At 46.1% G+C, this 15613-nt stretch carries 17 protein-coding genes and 2 pseudogenes; 7 read left to right on the top strand and 12 right to left on the bottom strand.

From position 1 onward, the window contains the following. Positions 1 to 14: 14 nt before the first annotated feature. Complete coding sequence (locus Q5C82_RS08795; protein ID WP_003222477.1) at positions 15 to 548, bottom strand: CvpA family protein; 534 nt, start codon at positions 546 to 548, stop codon at positions 15 to 17. A 6-nt stretch (positions 549 to 554) separates the two neighbouring features. Continuing rightward, positions 555 to 812 carry a cell division protein ZapA gene (gene zapA / locus Q5C82_RS08790; protein WP_003222476.1) on the bottom strand — a complete coding sequence of 86 codons (258 nt, stop codon included), beginning with the start codon at positions 810 to 812 and terminating at the stop codon, positions 555 to 557. A gap of 132 nt (positions 813 to 944) precedes the next feature. Between zapA and rnhC the strand changes: the two genes are divergently transcribed. After that, complete coding sequence (gene rnhC / locus Q5C82_RS08785) at positions 945 to 1886, top strand: ribonuclease HIII (protein ID WP_003222474.1); 942 nt, start codon at positions 945 to 947, stop codon at positions 1884 to 1886. A gap of 35 nt (positions 1887 to 1921) precedes the next feature. On the opposite strand, the gene pheT is transcribed toward rnhC, so the two are convergent. Both pheT and pheS read right to left on the bottom strand, forming a co-directional pair. Next, on the bottom strand, positions 1922 to 4336 hold the full coding sequence (gene pheT / locus Q5C82_RS08780) for a phenylalanine--tRNA ligase subunit beta (RefSeq protein WP_003222472.1): 2415 nt from the start codon (positions 4334 to 4336) through the stop codon (positions 1922 to 1924). 15 nt (positions 4337 to 4351) lie between these two features. Further along, positions 4352 to 5386: a phenylalanine--tRNA ligase subunit alpha gene (gene pheS / locus Q5C82_RS08775; RefSeq protein ID WP_003222470.1), complete on the bottom strand. Its 1035-nt coding sequence runs from the start codon at positions 5384 to 5386 to the stop codon at positions 4352 to 4354. Positions 5387 to 5467: 81 nt separating this feature from the next. On the opposite strand from pheS, the pseudogene Q5C82_RS08770 reads away from it, so the two are divergent. Then, a pseudogene (locus Q5C82_RS08770) lies at positions 5468 to 5672 on the top strand (hypothetical protein). Positions 5673 to 5738: 66 nt separating this feature from the next. Here Q5C82_RS08770 and Q5C82_RS08765 read toward each other — a convergent pair. Then, on the bottom strand, positions 5739 to 6485 hold the full coding sequence (locus Q5C82_RS08765) for an RNA methyltransferase (RefSeq protein WP_003222467.1): 747 nt from the start codon (positions 6483 to 6485) through the stop codon (positions 5739 to 5741). A 118-nt stretch (positions 6486 to 6603) separates the two neighbouring features. Here Q5C82_RS08765 and sspI point away from each other — a divergent pair, with 118 nt between their 5' ends. The 3 genes and pseudogenes from sspI to Q5C82_RS08750 all read left to right on the top strand — a co-directional run bounded on the left by sspI (position 6604) and on the right by Q5C82_RS08750 (position 8208). After that, a complete protein-coding gene (sspI, locus tag Q5C82_RS08760; RefSeq protein WP_003222464.1) occupies positions 6604 to 6819 on the top strand; it encodes a small acid-soluble spore protein SspI in 216 nt (71 codons plus the stop codon). Positions 6820 to 7097: 278 nt separating this feature from the next. Beyond that, positions 7098 to 7202, top strand: a pseudogene (locus Q5C82_RS08755) (hypothetical protein); the annotation flags it as partial. 145 nt (positions 7203 to 7347) lie between these two features. Continuing rightward, positions 7348 to 8208, top strand: a complete 861-nt coding sequence (locus Q5C82_RS08750) for a glycerophosphodiester phosphodiesterase family protein (protein WP_003222463.1) — start codon at positions 7348 to 7350, stop codon at positions 8206 to 8208. Positions 8209 to 8289: 81 nt separating this feature from the next. Here the strand turns inward: Q5C82_RS08750 and Q5C82_RS08745 are convergent, their stop codons facing one another. Continuing rightward, positions 8290 to 8436, bottom strand: coding sequence for a hypothetical protein (locus Q5C82_RS08745; protein ID WP_003222461.1), 147 nt, complete (start codon positions 8434 to 8436; stop codon positions 8290 to 8292). Positions 8437 to 8730: 294 nt separating this feature from the next. On the opposite strand from Q5C82_RS08745, the gene glcD reads away from it, so the two are divergent. Both glcD and Q5C82_RS08735 read left to right on the top strand, forming a co-directional pair. Then, positions 8731 to 10143, top strand: a complete 1413-nt coding sequence (glcD, locus tag Q5C82_RS08740; RefSeq protein WP_003222460.1) for a glycolate oxidase subunit GlcD — start codon at positions 8731 to 8733, stop codon at positions 10141 to 10143. After that, complete coding sequence (locus Q5C82_RS08735; protein WP_003222458.1) at positions 10140 to 11474, top strand: (Fe-S)-binding protein; 1335 nt, start codon at positions 10140 to 10142, stop codon at positions 11472 to 11474. The genes glcD and Q5C82_RS08735 overlap by 4 nt, the downstream gene beginning before the upstream one ends. A gap of 36 nt (positions 11475 to 11510) precedes the next feature. Here Q5C82_RS08735 and Q5C82_RS08730 read toward each other — a convergent pair whose 3' ends face one another. The 6 genes from Q5C82_RS08730 to Q5C82_RS08705 form a co-directional block, all read right to left on the bottom strand. Beyond that, positions 11511 to 11879 (bottom strand): VOC family protein, encoded by a 369-nt coding sequence (locus Q5C82_RS08730; protein WP_230939516.1) that lies wholly within the window; start codon positions 11877 to 11879, stop codon positions 11511 to 11513. Then, positions 11794 to 11982: a hypothetical protein gene (locus Q5C82_RS08725; protein WP_079996435.1), complete on the bottom strand. Its 189-nt coding sequence runs from the start codon at positions 11980 to 11982 to the stop codon at positions 11794 to 11796. Before Q5C82_RS08725 ends, Q5C82_RS08730 begins: the two co-directional genes overlap by 86 nt. After that, entirely contained in the window at positions 11925 to 13721 is a 1797-nt protein-coding gene (gene cstA / locus Q5C82_RS08720) for a carbon starvation protein CstA (RefSeq protein WP_003222453.1), read from the bottom strand. The genes Q5C82_RS08725 and cstA overlap by 58 nt, the downstream gene beginning before the upstream one ends. 111 nt (positions 13722 to 13832) lie before the next feature. Beyond that, positions 13833 to 14723 (bottom strand): DUF4097 family beta strand repeat-containing protein, encoded by an 891-nt coding sequence (locus Q5C82_RS08715; RefSeq protein ID WP_003222451.1) that lies wholly within the window; start codon positions 14721 to 14723, stop codon positions 13833 to 13835. Then, on the bottom strand, positions 14720 to 15274 hold the full coding sequence (locus Q5C82_RS08710; RefSeq protein WP_003222449.1) for a DUF1700 domain-containing protein: 555 nt from the start codon (positions 15272 to 15274) through the stop codon (positions 14720 to 14722). The genes Q5C82_RS08715 and Q5C82_RS08710 overlap by 4 nt, the downstream gene beginning before the upstream one ends. Continuing rightward, positions 15271 to 15597, bottom strand: coding sequence for a PadR family transcriptional regulator (locus Q5C82_RS08705; RefSeq protein WP_003222447.1), 327 nt, complete (start codon positions 15595 to 15597; stop codon positions 15271 to 15273). Before Q5C82_RS08705 ends, Q5C82_RS08710 begins: the two co-directional genes overlap by 4 nt. Positions 15598 to 15613 lie beyond the last annotated feature (16 nt).

The following is a 15613-nucleotide window of genomic DNA, read 5'->3' as shown; positions in this document are numbered from 1 at the left end:
GACAAGAGAAGTTTTTATGCCCCGTACTGTGTCCACAGCTCTTCTAAAAGCCCTGACAAATACGGTGTATGGTTAATGATCACATTTGCGAGAGACGATTGCCCCATCATTTGCTGCAAAGCATCTACCGGAAGCACGGATGCGACATACAGCAGCACAAATGTAAATAAATAGACTTCTAGAAAACCGAGAACGGCGCCCAGCACCTGGTTGATTTGTTTGATCACCGGAATGCCGGCGACAATACTCAGGAATGAGCCGATGATTCTCAGTAAGATTTTAGCGATGATAAATAAAACGATAAACGCAATCGCATTATAGTAGGCCGCTTCCAAATTTCCCGTAAAAAAAGAAAGAGCCGGCTGTCCCGCTGAAAAGTCTGGTGCGGGAATCCACTTTAAATGCGGCGCCACATTTTTATAGAATAAAGCCGCAAAGGCGATCGATAAAATAAAGCTCGTCAAGCGGATAAACTGCAGGATAAAACCGCGTTTTAACCCCAGTAAAGTCCCCATCAGGAGCAAGATTAAGATGATGATATCTAGCATAGTTGTTCAATCCTTTTCTTTAAGCTGACGCTCCAGTTTCTCATATTTCTCTTGTAATTTAACATAATCGTGCACCACATTTACCGCTGTCAGCACTGCAAGTTTATTTATATCAAGGTATGGATTTTTTTCATTGATTTCTCTCATTTTATCATCAACAATTCCGGCGACATACCTCATATGGGCTCTGCTTTCTTCACCGACAATCGTGAAGTGCTGGCCGTAAATGTCAACGGTTGTTTTTGTTTTTTTGCCGTCAGACAACGTTTCTCCTCCATTCCGCGAGAATCCTAGTTCTTATCATAACACGTTTATTAAATGAATGGAAAGACGAGCCCCCGCTGTTATGATACACTGGTATATACAGCGAAAAGTGTAAAAAAAGGAGATTATTACGTGTCCCATTCTGTGATAAAAGTATCGTTGTCTGCTATTGACCAAATGAAAACGACGTACAGCGGTTCGCTTACTGCCTCTGTTCCGCAGGGAGCCGTTTTTCAGGCGAAACCGCCAGGCTGTACCATTACAGCATATCAATCCGGCAAGGTCTTGTTTCAAGGCAAAAACGCAGCGGCAGAATCCGCGCGCTGGGGAACAGCAGAGCCGCAGGAAAAGAAGAAAACGGCCAAAAAGCTGGCTGATCCCCGTTATGCCCCTCCGGCAGATATCGCCGGCATGTCTGTTATCGGCTCTGACGAGGTCGGAACCGGAGATTACTTTGGCCCAATGACAGTTGTATGCGCGTACGTCGACAAAACGATGCTTCCTTTAATGAAGGAACTCGGTGTTAAGGACTCTAAAGACTTAAAGGATCCGCAAATCATTGAGATTGCCCGAAACCTGATCAAAACCATTCCATACAGCTTGTTGGTTTTAAAGAATGAAAAGTACAACAGCATGCAGGAAAAAGGCATGAGCCAAGGGAAAATGAAAGCTTTGCTGCACAATCAAGCCATCACCCATTTGTTAAGAAAAATGGATGGGGCAAAGCCTGAGGCCATTTTGATTGATCAATTCGCTGAGCCAGGCGTCTACTTCAATCATTTGAAGGGCAGAGACATTGTGAGGGAGCGGACCTATTTCAGCACAAAGGCTGAAGGCATTCACTTGTCAGTCGCTGCTGCTTCAATCATTGCAAGATATTCGTTTTTAATGGAAATGGATAAACTGTCACGTGAGGCAGGAATGACACTTCCGAAAGGGGCCGGCCCGCACGTGGATGAAGCGGCAGCCAAGCTGATCCTCAAAAAAGGGGCATCCGCTCTCAGAACCTTTACAAAACTTCATTTTGCCAATACACAGAAAGCGCAGCGCCTTGCTGATAAAAAACGCTCATAGAAAAAAGCTTGCAGAGAAATCTGCAAGCTTTTTTCTTAGCCTCTCAAAACAGCCTGATATGTGTCTTCTAACGCTTTCAACACTTTGCTGTGCGCCTTTGTCACTTCTTCTTCAGTCAGTGTTTGTTCAGGGTTGACATATTGAAGTGAGAAAGCGACTGACTTTTTGCCTTCCTCCATATGCTCGCCTTCGTATACGTCAAAGACGGATACTTCTTTCAGAAGCTTGCCGCCAGCCTCTTTAATCACGCTTTCGAGCTGGCCGCTTGTGACGGATTTATTTGTTACAAGCGCGATATCACGTGTCACAGACGGATATTTTGGAATCGCCGTGTAAACAAGCGGCGCTGTATCCGCTGCGAGCAGTGCATGAAGATCAAGCTCAAACACGTATGTCTCTTTTATATCCAGTTCTTTTTCCAATGAAGGATGGACTTGGCCGATGAAGCCGATAAGAGAACCATTCAATAGAATGTTCGCTGTTCTGCCCGGGTGCAGCTGTTTGCGTTCAGATTGAACAAATTCAATGCTGTCGAGGACGTTCAGTTTGTCTAACAGCCCTTCCACAATTCCTTTGGCGACAAAGAAATCAACCGGTTTTTTCTCGCCCTGCCACAGCTGCTTGCGCCATAATCCGGTAACAGCTCCTGCCACACGTTCTGTTTCAACAGGTTTTGTATCCTCTTCCTTCGTCAGGAAAACGGAGCCGACTTCGTACAGTGCGACTGAGTCAGTCTGTCTCGCCAGATTGTAAGAGACGGACTCAAGCAGATTAGGAACAAGACTGTGTCTGAGAATGCTTCTTTCTTCACTCATTGGAAGCGCAAGCACAGTGTTCAATGATTTTTCAATCGCAAACGCTGCCGCTTTCTTCTCGTTTGTCAGTGAGTACGTGATGGCTTGTGACAAGCCTGCGCCTTCAAGAAAACGTCTGACCTTACGGCGTTTTGCCTGATATGGCGTTAATCCGCCTGTTGTTCCCGCTGTCTCAGGAAGCGTGGACGGAATGTTATCGTAGCCGTACAGTCTTGCCGCTTCTTCAATTAAATCCTCTTCAATTGTAATGTCACCGCGGCGTGATGGTACTGTCACAACGAGAAGTTCATTCGCTTCACCGACAGTAAAACCGAGACGCTTGTAAATGCTGATGAGTTCTTCTTTGCTGATTGTCATGCCGAGAACGCTGCTCACTTTGTCAGCAGATACATGAATGTTATTTGCTTCGATTGTCAGATGATCTTCCTCAATCGTGCCAGTGAGCACTTCACCGCCGGCATACAGATGGATCAGTTGTGCAGCCCGTTCTGCTGCAAGACGCACGCGGGCCGGATCAATGCCTTTTTCAAATCTTACGCTTGATTCACTTCTCAAACCAAGGTCTTTGGAAGCCTTGCGAACTGTCTGTCCATTGAAATACGCAGCCTCCAGCAAAATCGTTTTCGTATCTTCCTGAACTTCTGACTCTGCTCCTCCCATGACACCGGCAACGGCTTGCGCTTTCGTTCCGTTCGTAATAACAAGGTGATCGGCAGAAAGCTTTCGTTCTTGATCATCAAGGGTTACGATCGTTTCATTTTCAGCTGCTTTTCTTACTACAACTTCCTTGGAGCCGAATCTGTCATAATCAAATGCGTGAAGCGGCTGTCCGTATTCCAACAGGACAAAGTTTGTGATGTCGACGACGTTGTTGTGCGGGCGAATGCCTGCATTCATCAGCTTCGTCTGCATCCAAAGCGGTGACGGAGCGATCGTGACGTTTTTAATGATTTTTGCAGTGTACAGCGGGTTCGCTTCTTGATCTTCGACTTTGACAGCGATGTAATCAGACGCTTGTTCTGAAGCAGCCGGATAATCCGTTTGCGGAAGTTTTACCTCTGTATCTAAAATCGCTGCAACCTCGTAAGCAACACCAAGCATGTTCATGGCATCCGCGCGGTTTGGCGTTAAACCAAGCTCAAGAATCGCATCGTCAAGCTGTAAAGCCGCTAAGGCATCGCTCCCTGTTTCAGCAGCATTCGGGAATACGAAAATGCCTTCCGCATACTCTTTCGCCACAAGCTTGCTTTCAATGCCAAGCTCTTGTAAAGAACAGATCATGCCGTTAGATTCTTCACCGCGAAGCTTTGCTTTTTTGATTTTGAAATTGCCCGGAAGCACCGCTCCGACTGTTGCAACTGCGACTTTTTGCCCTTTATCCACATTCGGCGCGCCGCAAATGATTTGTACAGGTGCATCCGCTCCAATATCCACAAGGCACTTATTCAGCTTATCAGCATTCGGATGCTGCTCACGCTCCAGCACGTGGCCGATGACAACGCCTTTGATGCCTTCCCCTTTGTATTCAATTCCTTCAACTTCGATACCGGCTCTTGTAATTTTCTCAGCAAGAACAGCCGGTTCCATGCCTTTTATATCAACATAATCCTCTAACCATTTATAAGAAACAAACATCCTAGCATCCTCCTCTTACGCCTGTTTAAACTGCGAAATAAATCTGACATCATTTGTATAGAAGTGGCGGATATCATCAATGCCGTATTTCAGCATCGCGATGCGCTCAACACCCATTCCGAATGCGAAGCCCTGATATTCCTTCGGATCAAAGCCAGCCATTCTCAGTACGTTCGGGTGAACCATGCCGGCGCCGAGGATCTCGATCCAGCCTGTTCCTTTACATACTGAGCAGCCGTTTCCTCCGCACTTAAAGCATGTCACGTCTACTTCTACTGAAGGCTCAGTAAACGGGAAGAAGCTTGGGCGGAGTCTGATTTCACGGTCTTGCCCGAACATTGTTTTCGCAACGAGTTCAAGTGTTCCTTTTAAATCACTCATGCTGATGTTTTTGTCAACAACAAGCCCTTCAATTTGCATAAATTGGTGAGAGTGCGTCGCATCGTCGTTATCGCGTCGATATACTTTACCCGGACAAATGATTTTAACCGGCCCTTTGCCTCCATGCTTTTCCATCGTCCGTGTTTGCACAGGAGAAGTTTGCGTTCTCATCAAAGTTTCCTCTGTGATGTAAAAGCTGTCCTGCATATCGCGCGCAGGGTGTTCTTTCGGCAGATTGAGTGATTCGAAGTTGTAGTAATCCGTTTCAACCTCAGGTCCTTCCTCGACTGTGTAGCCCATACCGATAAATAAATCTTCAATTTCTTCAATGACAACAGTGAGCGGATGGCGGCCTCCGACTGCGACAGGGTTCCCAGGCAGCGTGACGTCGATTGTCTGTCCAGCAAGCTTCTGCTTCATTTCCTCTTCCTCAAGCTTCTCGTTTTTGACAGCAATCGCATTGGCGATACGCTCTCTTACTTCATTCGCGAGCGCGCCCATTTTCGGACGTTCCTCAGCAGAAAGTTTGCCCATTCCGCGCAGCACTTCTGTAATCGGCCCTTTTTTTCCGAGATATTGCACCCGAATATCATTGACAACCTTTAATGAGCTTGCCGCTTCTACTTGTTCTAAAGCTTCTTGTTCCAGCTGTTTTAGCTTTTCTTCCATTTTGCATCCTCCTTTTATGTAAACAAACCGTTATATGTCTTTGGAAAACAAAAAAAACCCGTCCCTTGTACAAGGGACGAGTTGTGGCCGCGGTACCACCCTTATTTCAGACAGACTGATGCTGTCGTCAGCTTCATTGACATAACGGAATCAGATTCCGGTTCACCTTTACGCGCAGTGCGCGGTCCCGGTGACAACTCAAGAGGTGAAGCCAATTTCTGGCTGCGTTAAAAATGCTCTCAGTCAGCGGCATTTTCTCCCTGGAAAGCAGTTGATCAGAAATTGAGGTCCTCTGTCACGGTTTTTGAAATATTATGTTCTATTATAGAGAAATCCTTCGCTTGGCGCAACACTATCCTCGCAAGTGATACACGAGGATGGCAGCAGCAATGGCAACGTTCAGTGATTCAGCCTGTCCGTAAAGCGGCACATACAGGTTCAAATCCGTTTTTTCCAGCAAGGCGGCATTCACCCCTGCCCCTTCATTTCCTACAATGAGTGCAAAGAATTCAGCCTGGGACATGTCCCGGTAAGGCGCCCCGTTTTGCAGCGCCGTGCCATACACTTTTACGCCCTCTGCCTTCAATTCATCCACATATGTATGCAGGTTTCTTCTCACCACAGGAATATGAAAGTGAGATCCTTGCGCAGATCGCAGTGTTTTTCCGTTATAAGCGTCCGCCGTGCCGTCACCGAGCACAACCGCATCTAAACCAGCCGCATCAGCCGTCCGAATCATCGTGCCGAGGTTTCCCGGATCTTGAACAGCGTCAATCAGTAGCACCCGCTGAGGCGACGCCAGTTTTTCTTCAGGCATATGGCACACAGCGGCAATCTGCTGCGGCGTTTCGGTTTCAGTAACAGCTGAAAATGCATCTTCACTCAGCACGTAGCACTGGATGCTCACATCAAGATCTGACGGAATTTTCGTTTCATCCTTTATAAGGATTTCTTTTACCGTGCCCGGGCTCTTCAACGCCTCTTCAACAAGATGTTCTCCCTCTATCAGAAATGTATTCGTTTTTGTTCGTTCTTTTTTTGTGTGAAGCTTTTTCCAATCCTTCACTTTTTGGTTTTTTGCCGATTCTATTTGTTTCACTGTCTGTGTGGCTCTCCTTTTTTTAACATGATGTTATTATATCGCAAGAACAGCACATAATAAACCAGATGCAGGGTTAGAATATACGTATTACATTTTAGGAAAAGGAGCGTTTTATATGGATCTTAATTTGCGTCATGCCGTCATTGCCAATGTAACCGGCAATAATCAGGAGCAGCTTGAACATACAATCGTGGATGCGATTCAAAGCGGTGAAGAAAAAATGCTTCCAGGGCTCGGCGTTTTATTCGAGGTTATCTGGCAGCACGCATCCGAAAGTGAGAAAAACGAAATGCTAAAAACGCTTGAAGGCGGATTAAAACCCGCCCAATAAGACTCATGAAACCGGGTGACAGCGCCCGGTTTTTTCTTATATAACAGAAACATGATGAGAAAGTTTTTCCCGTTATCAACAGTAAAAAATCATTGCTGAAGAACTTTTATTCGATTTATACTTTTTAATAAAAAATGCAATCTATTACTGTATTGAATGAGGAAAATAAATGATACATAAGAAATAGAAAGAGTTCAAACCGGATGAAAAAATGGCGGCGAATCTTTTGTCTGCTGGTCTTTCACCGGTTTTTCTGAAGTGCCTGCGATAAGGCAAACAAAAACGAAGGCTGAAAACGCGAAGTACAAGCCTATGTTTCAAAAGCGCTTTATGACGCCAATATAAAGCTGGACCGAGATATAGACAAAATTGCATGTACACGCTGGTATATCCAAAAAAGATCTCTGCTAAAGGGTCTTTTTTGTTTATCAGGAAATTTATGAAAATGAAAGACTGTTGAAACATAATCTTAACAGAGCAAACCTATAATTTGGCAAGAGAAAAGCAAATAAAAGGGGAGTGGATGATGTGTCAGCTGTATTAAAAAAATTGATGTTCTCTTCACTGATCGGGATTTCCATCGGATCAGCCCTGTTTGCACCGAATGCGGAGGCAGAAGAGCCGGCGGCCAAGCCTAAAAAAGTCGATATCATTGCTCACAGAGGCGCTTCAGGATATGCGCCTGAAAACACGATGGCTGCCTTTGAAAAGGCGCTTCAGATGAAAGCGGATTATATCGAGCTGGATGTTCAAATGTCCAAGGATGGGGAGCTTGTCATCATCCATGATACGACCGTAAACCGTACGACAGACATTGACTCAGAGCTGCCGGTTGCCGTAAAGAATTTGACGCTCGCCGAGCTGCGCAAGCTTGATGCAGGCAGCTTCTTCGCTCCGCAGTTCGCCGGGGAACGCATTCCGACATTTGAAGAAGTGCTTGACCGGTATAAAGGGAAGATCGGAATGCTGATCGAATTGAAAGAGCCTGCACGCTATCCGGGAATCGAAGAAAAAGTATCAGCAGCATTGAAAGAACGGAGAATGGATAAGCCTAAAAACGGAAAAATCATTGTGCAATCGTTTGATTTTAACTCTGTTTACAAAATTCATCAGCTGCTTCCATCAATGCCGACAGGTGTTTTAACGTCAAAAGCGGCGGACTTAACAGATGCAAAACTCAAGGAATTTTCCGGCTATGCCAAATATGTGAACACCAACTTAAAAAATGTGACCGCTGATCCTACGCTTGTGCCGAGGATTCATGCGCTCGGCATGAAAATTACCCCTTGGACCGTCCGCTCCCGTGATGAAGTGTCTCCGCTTTTAAAAGCTGGCGTGGATGGAATTGTGACAGACTTTCCTGATTATGTTCCAAAAAAAGTACGCTAGAAACTAAAAAATAAAGCCTGCAGTTCCCTCTGCAGGCTTTTTCATTCATCATAAAACTGAGCTAATAGCTTCAACGGCAGCTTAACGGTTATCACTCCGTCGTCTAGTGGACAACTGGGCAAATGCTATGAGCTTGAGGCCCTCTGCGGCGCTGAGAATGGACGATGTTCCCCGTTCCGCTCTAACCTGAATGGCAGGCATTGATAACCGCAGTTTCGTCGGATACATGTTCAGCCACTTCCCTGTAACAAAGCCGACGGCTATCATAGTGATTCACGACGTATACGGACTTAATAATATTGGCGATATAAACGATATGTCCTTGAAACAAACAGCAAAAGACATGCATATATTGCTTTACCAACGTCGTCTAAGGCTGTCACGATAAATGGCACTCTATTTTTTAGATCAAGATACAAAATAGAGAGAGTTGTAGTTTCTTTTGTATGTTACTCTATGGAAGCTTTTCTATAATTCTTTTACAATAGAATGAAAGCGCTTTTTCGAAAGAGGGATGGTAAAATGATCACCAAAACTGTAAAAGAACAGCTGATCCGAATTGTCGGACCGGAAAACTTTGATGACTCCAATGCCGGCCGTCTCGTCTATTCATATGATGCGACGCCGCAGTTTCAGTCTATGCCTGATGCCGTGATTGCACCGAGGAATACAGATGAAGTATCACGAATTTTAGCAATTTGCAGCGAACATCAAGTGCCGATCGTTCCAAGAGGATCAGGGACAAACCTGTGCGGCGGCACGTGCCCGACTGAAGGCGGACTAGTTCTTCTCTTTAAGCATATGAACCGGATTCTTGAGATTGATGAAGAAAATTTGACCGCCACAGTCCAGCCGGGCGTCATTACGCTGGATATGATCCGCGCAGTTGAAAGCAAAGGTTTGTTTTATCCTCCTGACCCGAGTTCTATGAAAATATCCACCATAGGCGGAAACATCAATGAAAATTCCGGTGGGCTCCGCGGATTAAAATACGGCGTCACTCGCGACTATGTTATTGGACTGGAGATTGTGCTCGCAAATGGAGACATCATCCGCACCGGCGGAAAACTCGCAAAGGATGTGGCCGGATACGATCTCACACGCCTTTTTGTCGGCTCAGAAGGAACACTCGGCATCGTGACAGAAGCCATCGTCAAACTCGTTCCAAAGCCGGAAACAAAGAAGACGCTGCTTGCTCTTTATGAAAACATCGACGCAGCTGCCCAAACAGTATCAGACATTATTGCCGCAAAAATTATACCCGCCACGCTGGAATTTCTCGACCAGCCTACACTTTTGGTCATTGAGGATTATGCCAAAATCGGACTTCCGACAAACGCAAAGGCCGTTCTGTTAATTGAGCAAGACGGGCCGCTTGAAACCGTTGCACGGGATATGGAAAAGATTGAGGCGATCTGCAAAAAAGGCGATGCTGTTTCCGTTCAGACCGCTCAAACCGAGGAGGAAGCATTTGCCCTGACTGAAGCCCGGCGTTCTGCACTTTCTGCCCTTGCCCGCCTCAAGCCGACAACCATTTTAGAGGACGCGACCGTTCCTCGCTCAGAAATCGCCAATATGGTTAAAGCGATTAATGTTATTGCTGCTAAATATGATATTTCCATTTGTACCTTTGGCCATGCTGGAGATGGAAACCTTCACCCGACATGCACGACAGACATAAGAAATGAGGATGAAATGGAACGTGTCGAACAGGCTTTTGCCGAGATTTTTGAGAAAGCGATTGAACTTGGCGGCACGATTACCGGAGAGCACGGGGTCGGGGCCATGAAAGCGCCCTACTTGGAGATGAAGCTGAAAAAAGAAGGGATTGCCGCGATGAAAGCGATGAAAGCCGCATTTGATCCCGGTAACATATTAAATCCGGGCAAAGTGTTTGCGAAAGACGCCAGAAAACGTGTGGTGACGGAAAGATGACAACAAATAAAGAAATGAAACAGATCCAAGATGAGTTCAAAGAGCGTATGGATGAAGGCGAGCTTTTGAATTGTATGCGCTGCGGCTTCTGTCTTCCTTCCTGCCCGACCTATATTGAATCGGGGTTTCAGGAAACTCACTCTCCGCGTGGGCGCATCGCCTTAATGAGAGCCGTAGCTGACGGTATGATTGAACCGGATGAAGATGTCGAACGTTCGCTTTCACTTTGCCTCGGCTGCCGCGCCTGTGAACCTGTATGCCCGTCAGGCGTGAAATACGGACAGCTGCTTGAGGAAGCCAGAGATATTATCCACCAAAATAAAAAACACTCGCTCAGCGCACGTGTCATGCGAAAGGCGGCTTTTCATGAGCTGTTTCCGCATCAAGATCGCATGCGCTCAGCAGTAAGCCTTATCGGTTTGTATCAGCGGTCAGGACTGCAAACCGCTGTGCGTAGAACCGGTATGCTTCGCGTCCTGCCTGAGCACTTGCGGACGATGGAAGCTGTTCTACCTAATGTTCCTAAAAGTAAAGATATGAAGCATCGGCCGCATTTACTGCCGTCAATTCGCCCCATGAAAAAACGGGTCGCCTTTTTTTCGGGCTGCCTAATGGATACAATGTTTTTACCGACCAACAATGCCACACTGAAGCTGCTTCAGTTGGCAGGCTGCGACATTGTCATCCCGCCTGAACAGGCTTGCTGTGGGGCACTGCATGGGCACAGCGGTGAAAAAAACGCGGGGAAAGAGCTCGCGAAACAAAATATCGCTGCTTTTGAAGCGTTAGACGTGGATGCTGTCATTACAAACGCAGGAGGATGCGGAGCCTTTCTCACTGAATATGATCATTTGCTGAAGGATGACCCCGAGTGGTCGGAGCGGGCCGCTGCATTTGTTCAGAAGCTGAAAGATTTTTCATCCGTTTTGGTTGAACTCGATTTTCATCAAATGGACTTAGCGCTCGAGACACCGCAGGTCATTACCTATCAAGATTCATGCCATCTAAGAAATGTGATGCATACGTCGCTTGAGCCCCGCCAGCTTCTTCAAAGCATCAAGGGAGCCGAATTCAGAGAAATGGAGAAAGCAGACAGCTGCTGCGGATCAGCGGGAATTTATAACATCGTGGAAGCTGAAATGTCTATGAAAATACTGGACAGTAAAATGGCTGCCGTCAAAGCAACCGAAGCGATCGTCATTGTGACAGCAAATCCAGGTTGCCTGCTGCAGATGAAGCTCGGCATTGAGCGCGAGGGACTAAGCGGTAAAGTCAAAGCCGTTCATCTAGCTGATTTGCTGCTGGAAGCAACTGGACACAAAACATCATAAGAAAGCCCAAAACAGAAATTGTTTTGGGCTTGTTCTTTATTCCATCGGACTGCAAATTTCAATATAATGTCCATCCGGGTCAGCAATATAGGCGACCGTCTGCCCCCATGGCTTCACTTTTGGCTCCCCAATAATCGTGACACCTTGTTCTCTTACCCTTTTAATAACCTCTTCTACGTTTGCAGTGACAAATCCGATCTCAAATGTGTTTGAAGCAGATGTATTTGGAATGTCTAGCCGCGTGATTTCTCTGGCACTTTCTCGCGTATTAAGCGCCAATATCGTAGATCCTGTTTCAAATTCGACATACGTTCCATGTTCAGCACGAATCGGCAGTCCTAAAATATCCCGATAAAAATGAATGGCCCGCTTGCTGTCTGATACGTATAGAATAAGATATTTCATTGATAGATTCATTCCCAATCCTCCTCAACATTTTCATTAGCCTTTCTACCCCGGGATAGAAGCTTCCATCCTTAAGCTCGGATCTCTCCACATCTGCGCCCATTTTTTCACAGCCGCCACGATAATAATGAAGCCTAACAGCAGCATGATGATCGATAATACGCCATTCAATACACTGTAGCCTGCTGCTTCAGGATTGAGATAAACATTACGGACCATCCAATAGCCTGCATAATTGACAGTGACATATAAATAGGCAAGCGGGATGAGGCAGGTAAGAATGTAACGGCGTTTATCAGCGATTTTCAGCACTATAGTCGCTCCGATAATCAGCCCAACTGAAGCCATCAGCTGATTGGACACGCCAAACAGCGCCCAAATGGAACCGATATCCCCTGAATACAGCAAATAGCCCCACATAAAGCAGGCAAGTGCGCTGGCAAATACGGATCCCGGAATCCAGTCTGTTTTCTTCAGCGGTTTATACGCCTCTCCAAAGAAATCCTGGATCAAATAACGGGCAACACGTGTCCCTGCGTCAATCGCTGTTAAAATAAATACAGCTTCAAACATAATGACAAATTGGAAAAAATATGAGGCCAAATGGCTGAAAAACGGCATTTCCGTAAAAATATAAGTCATTCCCACCGCAAGCGTAACGGCTCCCCCTGTTCTTCCTTCTAGGTCCAAACCGATTTCCCTGCTCAATTCAGGCAAATGGACGACATCCATACCGAGCGTGCGGAAAACCTCAGGCGTACTGTTAATCGCAAAGTAATCAGCAGGCTGCAAGGCGGTCGCTGCAATCAGCGCCATGATGCCGACAAGACACTCGACAAGCATTGCACCAAACGCAACCGGCTTCATATCACTCCATTTATTCAGCATTTTCGGCGTCGTACCTGAACCGACAAAGGCATGGAATCCCGAGATCGCACCGCAGGCGATGGTTATTGAAATGAACGGCCAAACAGGCCCTGCCAGCACCGGTCCGCCGCCTTTTACGAATTCTGTAAACGCAGGAAACGGGATGGATGGATTGACCACAAACACTCCTGCAATCAAAGCGATAAAAACACCGATTTTCATAAAGCTGCTTAAATAATCACGCGGTGCGAGCAGCAGCCAAACGGGAAGCGCCGCTGCAAAGAACGCATAAACTGGGAGCGCTATTGCAAGCGTTTTCGTATCTAGCGTTAAAAAGTCACCGAGCGCGGTAGTCTGCACCCATGGGCCGATAAAAACTCCTGCCATTAAAAAGAGAAAGCCGATCGTTGACGCAAGCTTTAAATTTCCTGTTTTCTTATAAAATAAGCCCACGCCCATCGCAATCGGAATCGTAATCCCTACCGCAAATGTTCCCCATGGATTGCGTTCAAGCGCGTGCAGCACAACCATCGACAGGCCCGCCATCGTAATCGTGATAATAAACAGCATGGACAGTCCCGTGCAAAAGCCGGCAACAGGGCCGAGCTCGTCCTTCGCTACTTCTGACAGCGATTTTCCATTTTTGCGCATCGAGGCAAACAGCACAACAATATCATGGACGGCTCCCCCTATTACCGCCCCGATTAACAGCCATAACAACCCCGGCAAATAGCCGAACTGCGCCGCCAGAATCGGTCCGACCAACGGCCCAGCCGCTGCGATTGCCGCAAAATGATGGCCGAACGAAACCCATTTATTTGTAGGCACATAATCTTTTCCATCCTCAAGCGTGTGAGCAGGCGTCGGCTTGTCATCATTCACTTTGAGAACCTTCACCATCATAAATGTTCCGTATAAACGATAGGCGATAGCCAAAATGCACATTGACGCTATCACAATTGTAACCGCATTCATTTTCTCCCATCCCCTTTGCTGTTTTTCATAAATATATCACAATTTCATGGTGAAAAGCGGTCATTTTTTCCTATACAAAAAAGCCGGCTGGAATGGGCCGGCTTGAGGCAGTTAGTTTAGTTCAATGTCTCCAGAGGTTGTGCGAACTTTTAAACGGTTAGAGGGGCTATCACCTACATAACCTACAATACGGTGCTCTGATTTTTCTTTATACAGGATGTGGTCGAGATTGACCTCGGTATCACCTGAGTCAGCCTGAAAATCCACTGCCAAAGATGCAGGTTCTTTCTGATACTCTACTGACACACTTCCGCTCGTAGTGACGATGTCGACCTCTTCGTTCTGATGATCCTGGAGAAGATCAATATCCCCGGAAGTTGTCTTATAGTTCACCTTTTCAGCTGTTGTGTGGCTGCTTTTTATTGATCCGCTTGTTGTCTTTACCTCACCTTGGCCGAATGAATTTTGATCAGTTTGAACATCTCCGCTCGTTGTTTTTAGCGTCAGCTCGTTTTCGATGCGTGTATGCTTCAGCTCAATATTTCCTGATGTAGAGTCAGCAGCTGATTGATCCGTTTGCGCATTTTCTATCAGAATATCGCCAGAGGTTGTCGTTACGGTTACCTCATCATACTTCTTTTCCGGAATCGTGATTGTGATTTTCATATCCTTTTCGCTGCCCCACGGTATAAAAGAGATGAAATTCTCGCGTGCTATTTGATTAATTGTTAATGATTTACCATCTTGGGTCACATCGAACAGCTTTTTGCTTTTATCACTGACTTGTCCTTCAGCAGCTACCTGAATATCATCCGTTTGCCCGCTTTTGACCTCTGCATTCATCGAGCTCGTTGTTACCTCAATTTTTTTAATATCTGCAGGATCATATGTTTCGGCAGCTTTCACCTCTTCTTTTGTAAAATCCGAGGCAGCTGCAGAGATGACCGCACCGATTACCCCGACTGCAAATACTGCGATCAATCCTATTATGATTTTTTTCATGTCTGCGCCCCCGTCACCAGCTTTAAATTATATCTGATATATCGTAAACTCACGCTATACAGCAGCTTTCCTAAATGCCACAGCCCTATACAAGATAGCAGTCCCAGACTGCCAAACATGAGCGATAAAAAGAACTCCAGCATCATGTGCGTATTCATTTGAAACATCACCATGCCGACAAACATAATTGGTGATACAGAAAGTGCAAGCGCAGCCCCACAGAAACCCACGTACACTCCAAAAATGCCAAGAGCTGGTCCCAGCACAAAAATCAAATTCAAGATGCTTATCGCTGCTGCTGAACATGCCATCTGAAAGAGGTTCTTCTTAGGGCGCTGCACTGCTGGAGCAGTTTCCGTCACATCTGGCACCAATTCCTTTGCAATTTGTTTTGGGGAGCCGAGTTCCCTGATGATGTTCGCTTCCGGCCTGCCTTCTTTCACCCCTTCGGTAATATGTTCTTCAAAATCAAATAAGATCTCATTCCGTTCTTCTTCAGAAAGCGGCTTTAACGCTTTACTTAACTCCTGTAAAAACTGTTCTTGATTCATCGTTCTCCTCCCCTTGCCGCATCAATGATTTGATTGACAGATGCTGTGAATTGATCCCATTCTGCCAGCAGCAGTTTCATTCGCATGAAACCAAGCTTTGACATCGTGTAATATTTTCTGGCAGGCCCTTCGGAAGACGGCGCCATATATGTTTCTAAATACTCTTCTTTCGTCAGTCTTCTGAGAAGAGGATATAAGGTGCCTTCAGCAATCGCCATGTGCCTGGAAATGTTTTGAGAAAGCTCATATCCGTATTGGTCTTTTTCGGATATTAATACAAGTACACATAGCTCTAATGCTCCCTTTTTGAATTGAGCATTCATCATAAGATCCTCCCTG

The sequence above is a fragment of the uncultured Bacillus sp. genome (assembly GCF_958411575.1).
GTDB classification, from domain to species: domain Bacteria; phylum Bacillota; class Bacilli; order Bacillales; family Bacillaceae; genus Bacillus; species Bacillus spizizenii.
This window is presented reverse-complemented; position numbering and strand designations above follow the sequence as displayed.

Excerpts from the sequence above, each read along its gene's own strand:
- sspI (WP_003222464.1), top strand. The coding sequence starts at position 6,604 with ATGGATCTTAATTTGCGTCATGCCGTCATTGCCAATGTAACCGGCAAT.
- glcD (WP_003222460.1), top strand. The coding sequence starts at position 8,731 with ATGATCACCAAAACTGTAAAAGAACAGCTGATCCGAATTGTCGGACCG.
- Q5C82_RS08735 (WP_003222458.1), top strand. The coding sequence starts at position 10,140 with ATGACAACAAATAAAGAAATGAAACAGATCCAAGATGAGTTCAAAGAG.
- cstA (WP_003222453.1), bottom strand. The coding sequence starts at position 13,721 with ATGAATGCGGTTACAATTGTGATAGCGTCAATGTGCATTTTGGCTATC.
- Q5C82_RS08715 (WP_003222451.1), bottom strand. The coding sequence starts at position 14,723 with ATGAAAAAAATCATAATAGGATTGATCGCAGTATTTGCAGTCGGGGTA.
- Q5C82_RS08745 (WP_003222461.1), bottom strand. The coding sequence starts at position 8,436 with ATGTATCCGACGAAACTGCGGTTATCAATGCCTGCCATTCAGGTTAGA.
- Q5C82_RS08795 (WP_003222477.1), bottom strand. The coding sequence starts at position 548 with ATGCTAGATATCATCATCTTAATCTTGCTCCTGATGGGGACTTTACTG.
- Q5C82_RS08710 (WP_003222449.1), bottom strand. The coding sequence starts at position 15,274 with ATGAATCAAGAACAGTTTTTACAGGAGTTAAGTAAAGCGTTAAAGCCG.
- pheS (WP_003222470.1), bottom strand. The coding sequence starts at position 5,386 with ATGGAAGAAAAGCTAAAACAGCTGGAACAAGAAGCTTTAGAACAAGTA.
- Q5C82_RS08705 (WP_003222447.1), bottom strand. The coding sequence starts at position 15,597 with ATGAATGCTCAATTCAAAAAGGGAGCATTAGAGCTATGTGTACTTGTA.
- Q5C82_RS08725 (WP_079996435.1), bottom strand. The coding sequence starts at position 11,982 with ATGGGCGCAGATGTGGAGAGATCCGAGCTTAAGGATGGAAGCTTCTAT.
- Q5C82_RS08730 (WP_230939516.1), bottom strand. The coding sequence starts at position 11,879 with ATGAAATATCTTATTCTATACGTATCAGACAGCAAGCGGGCCATTCAT.
- pheT (WP_003222472.1), bottom strand. The coding sequence starts at position 4,336 with ATGTTTGTTTCTTATAAATGGTTAGAGGATTATGTTGATATAAAAGGC.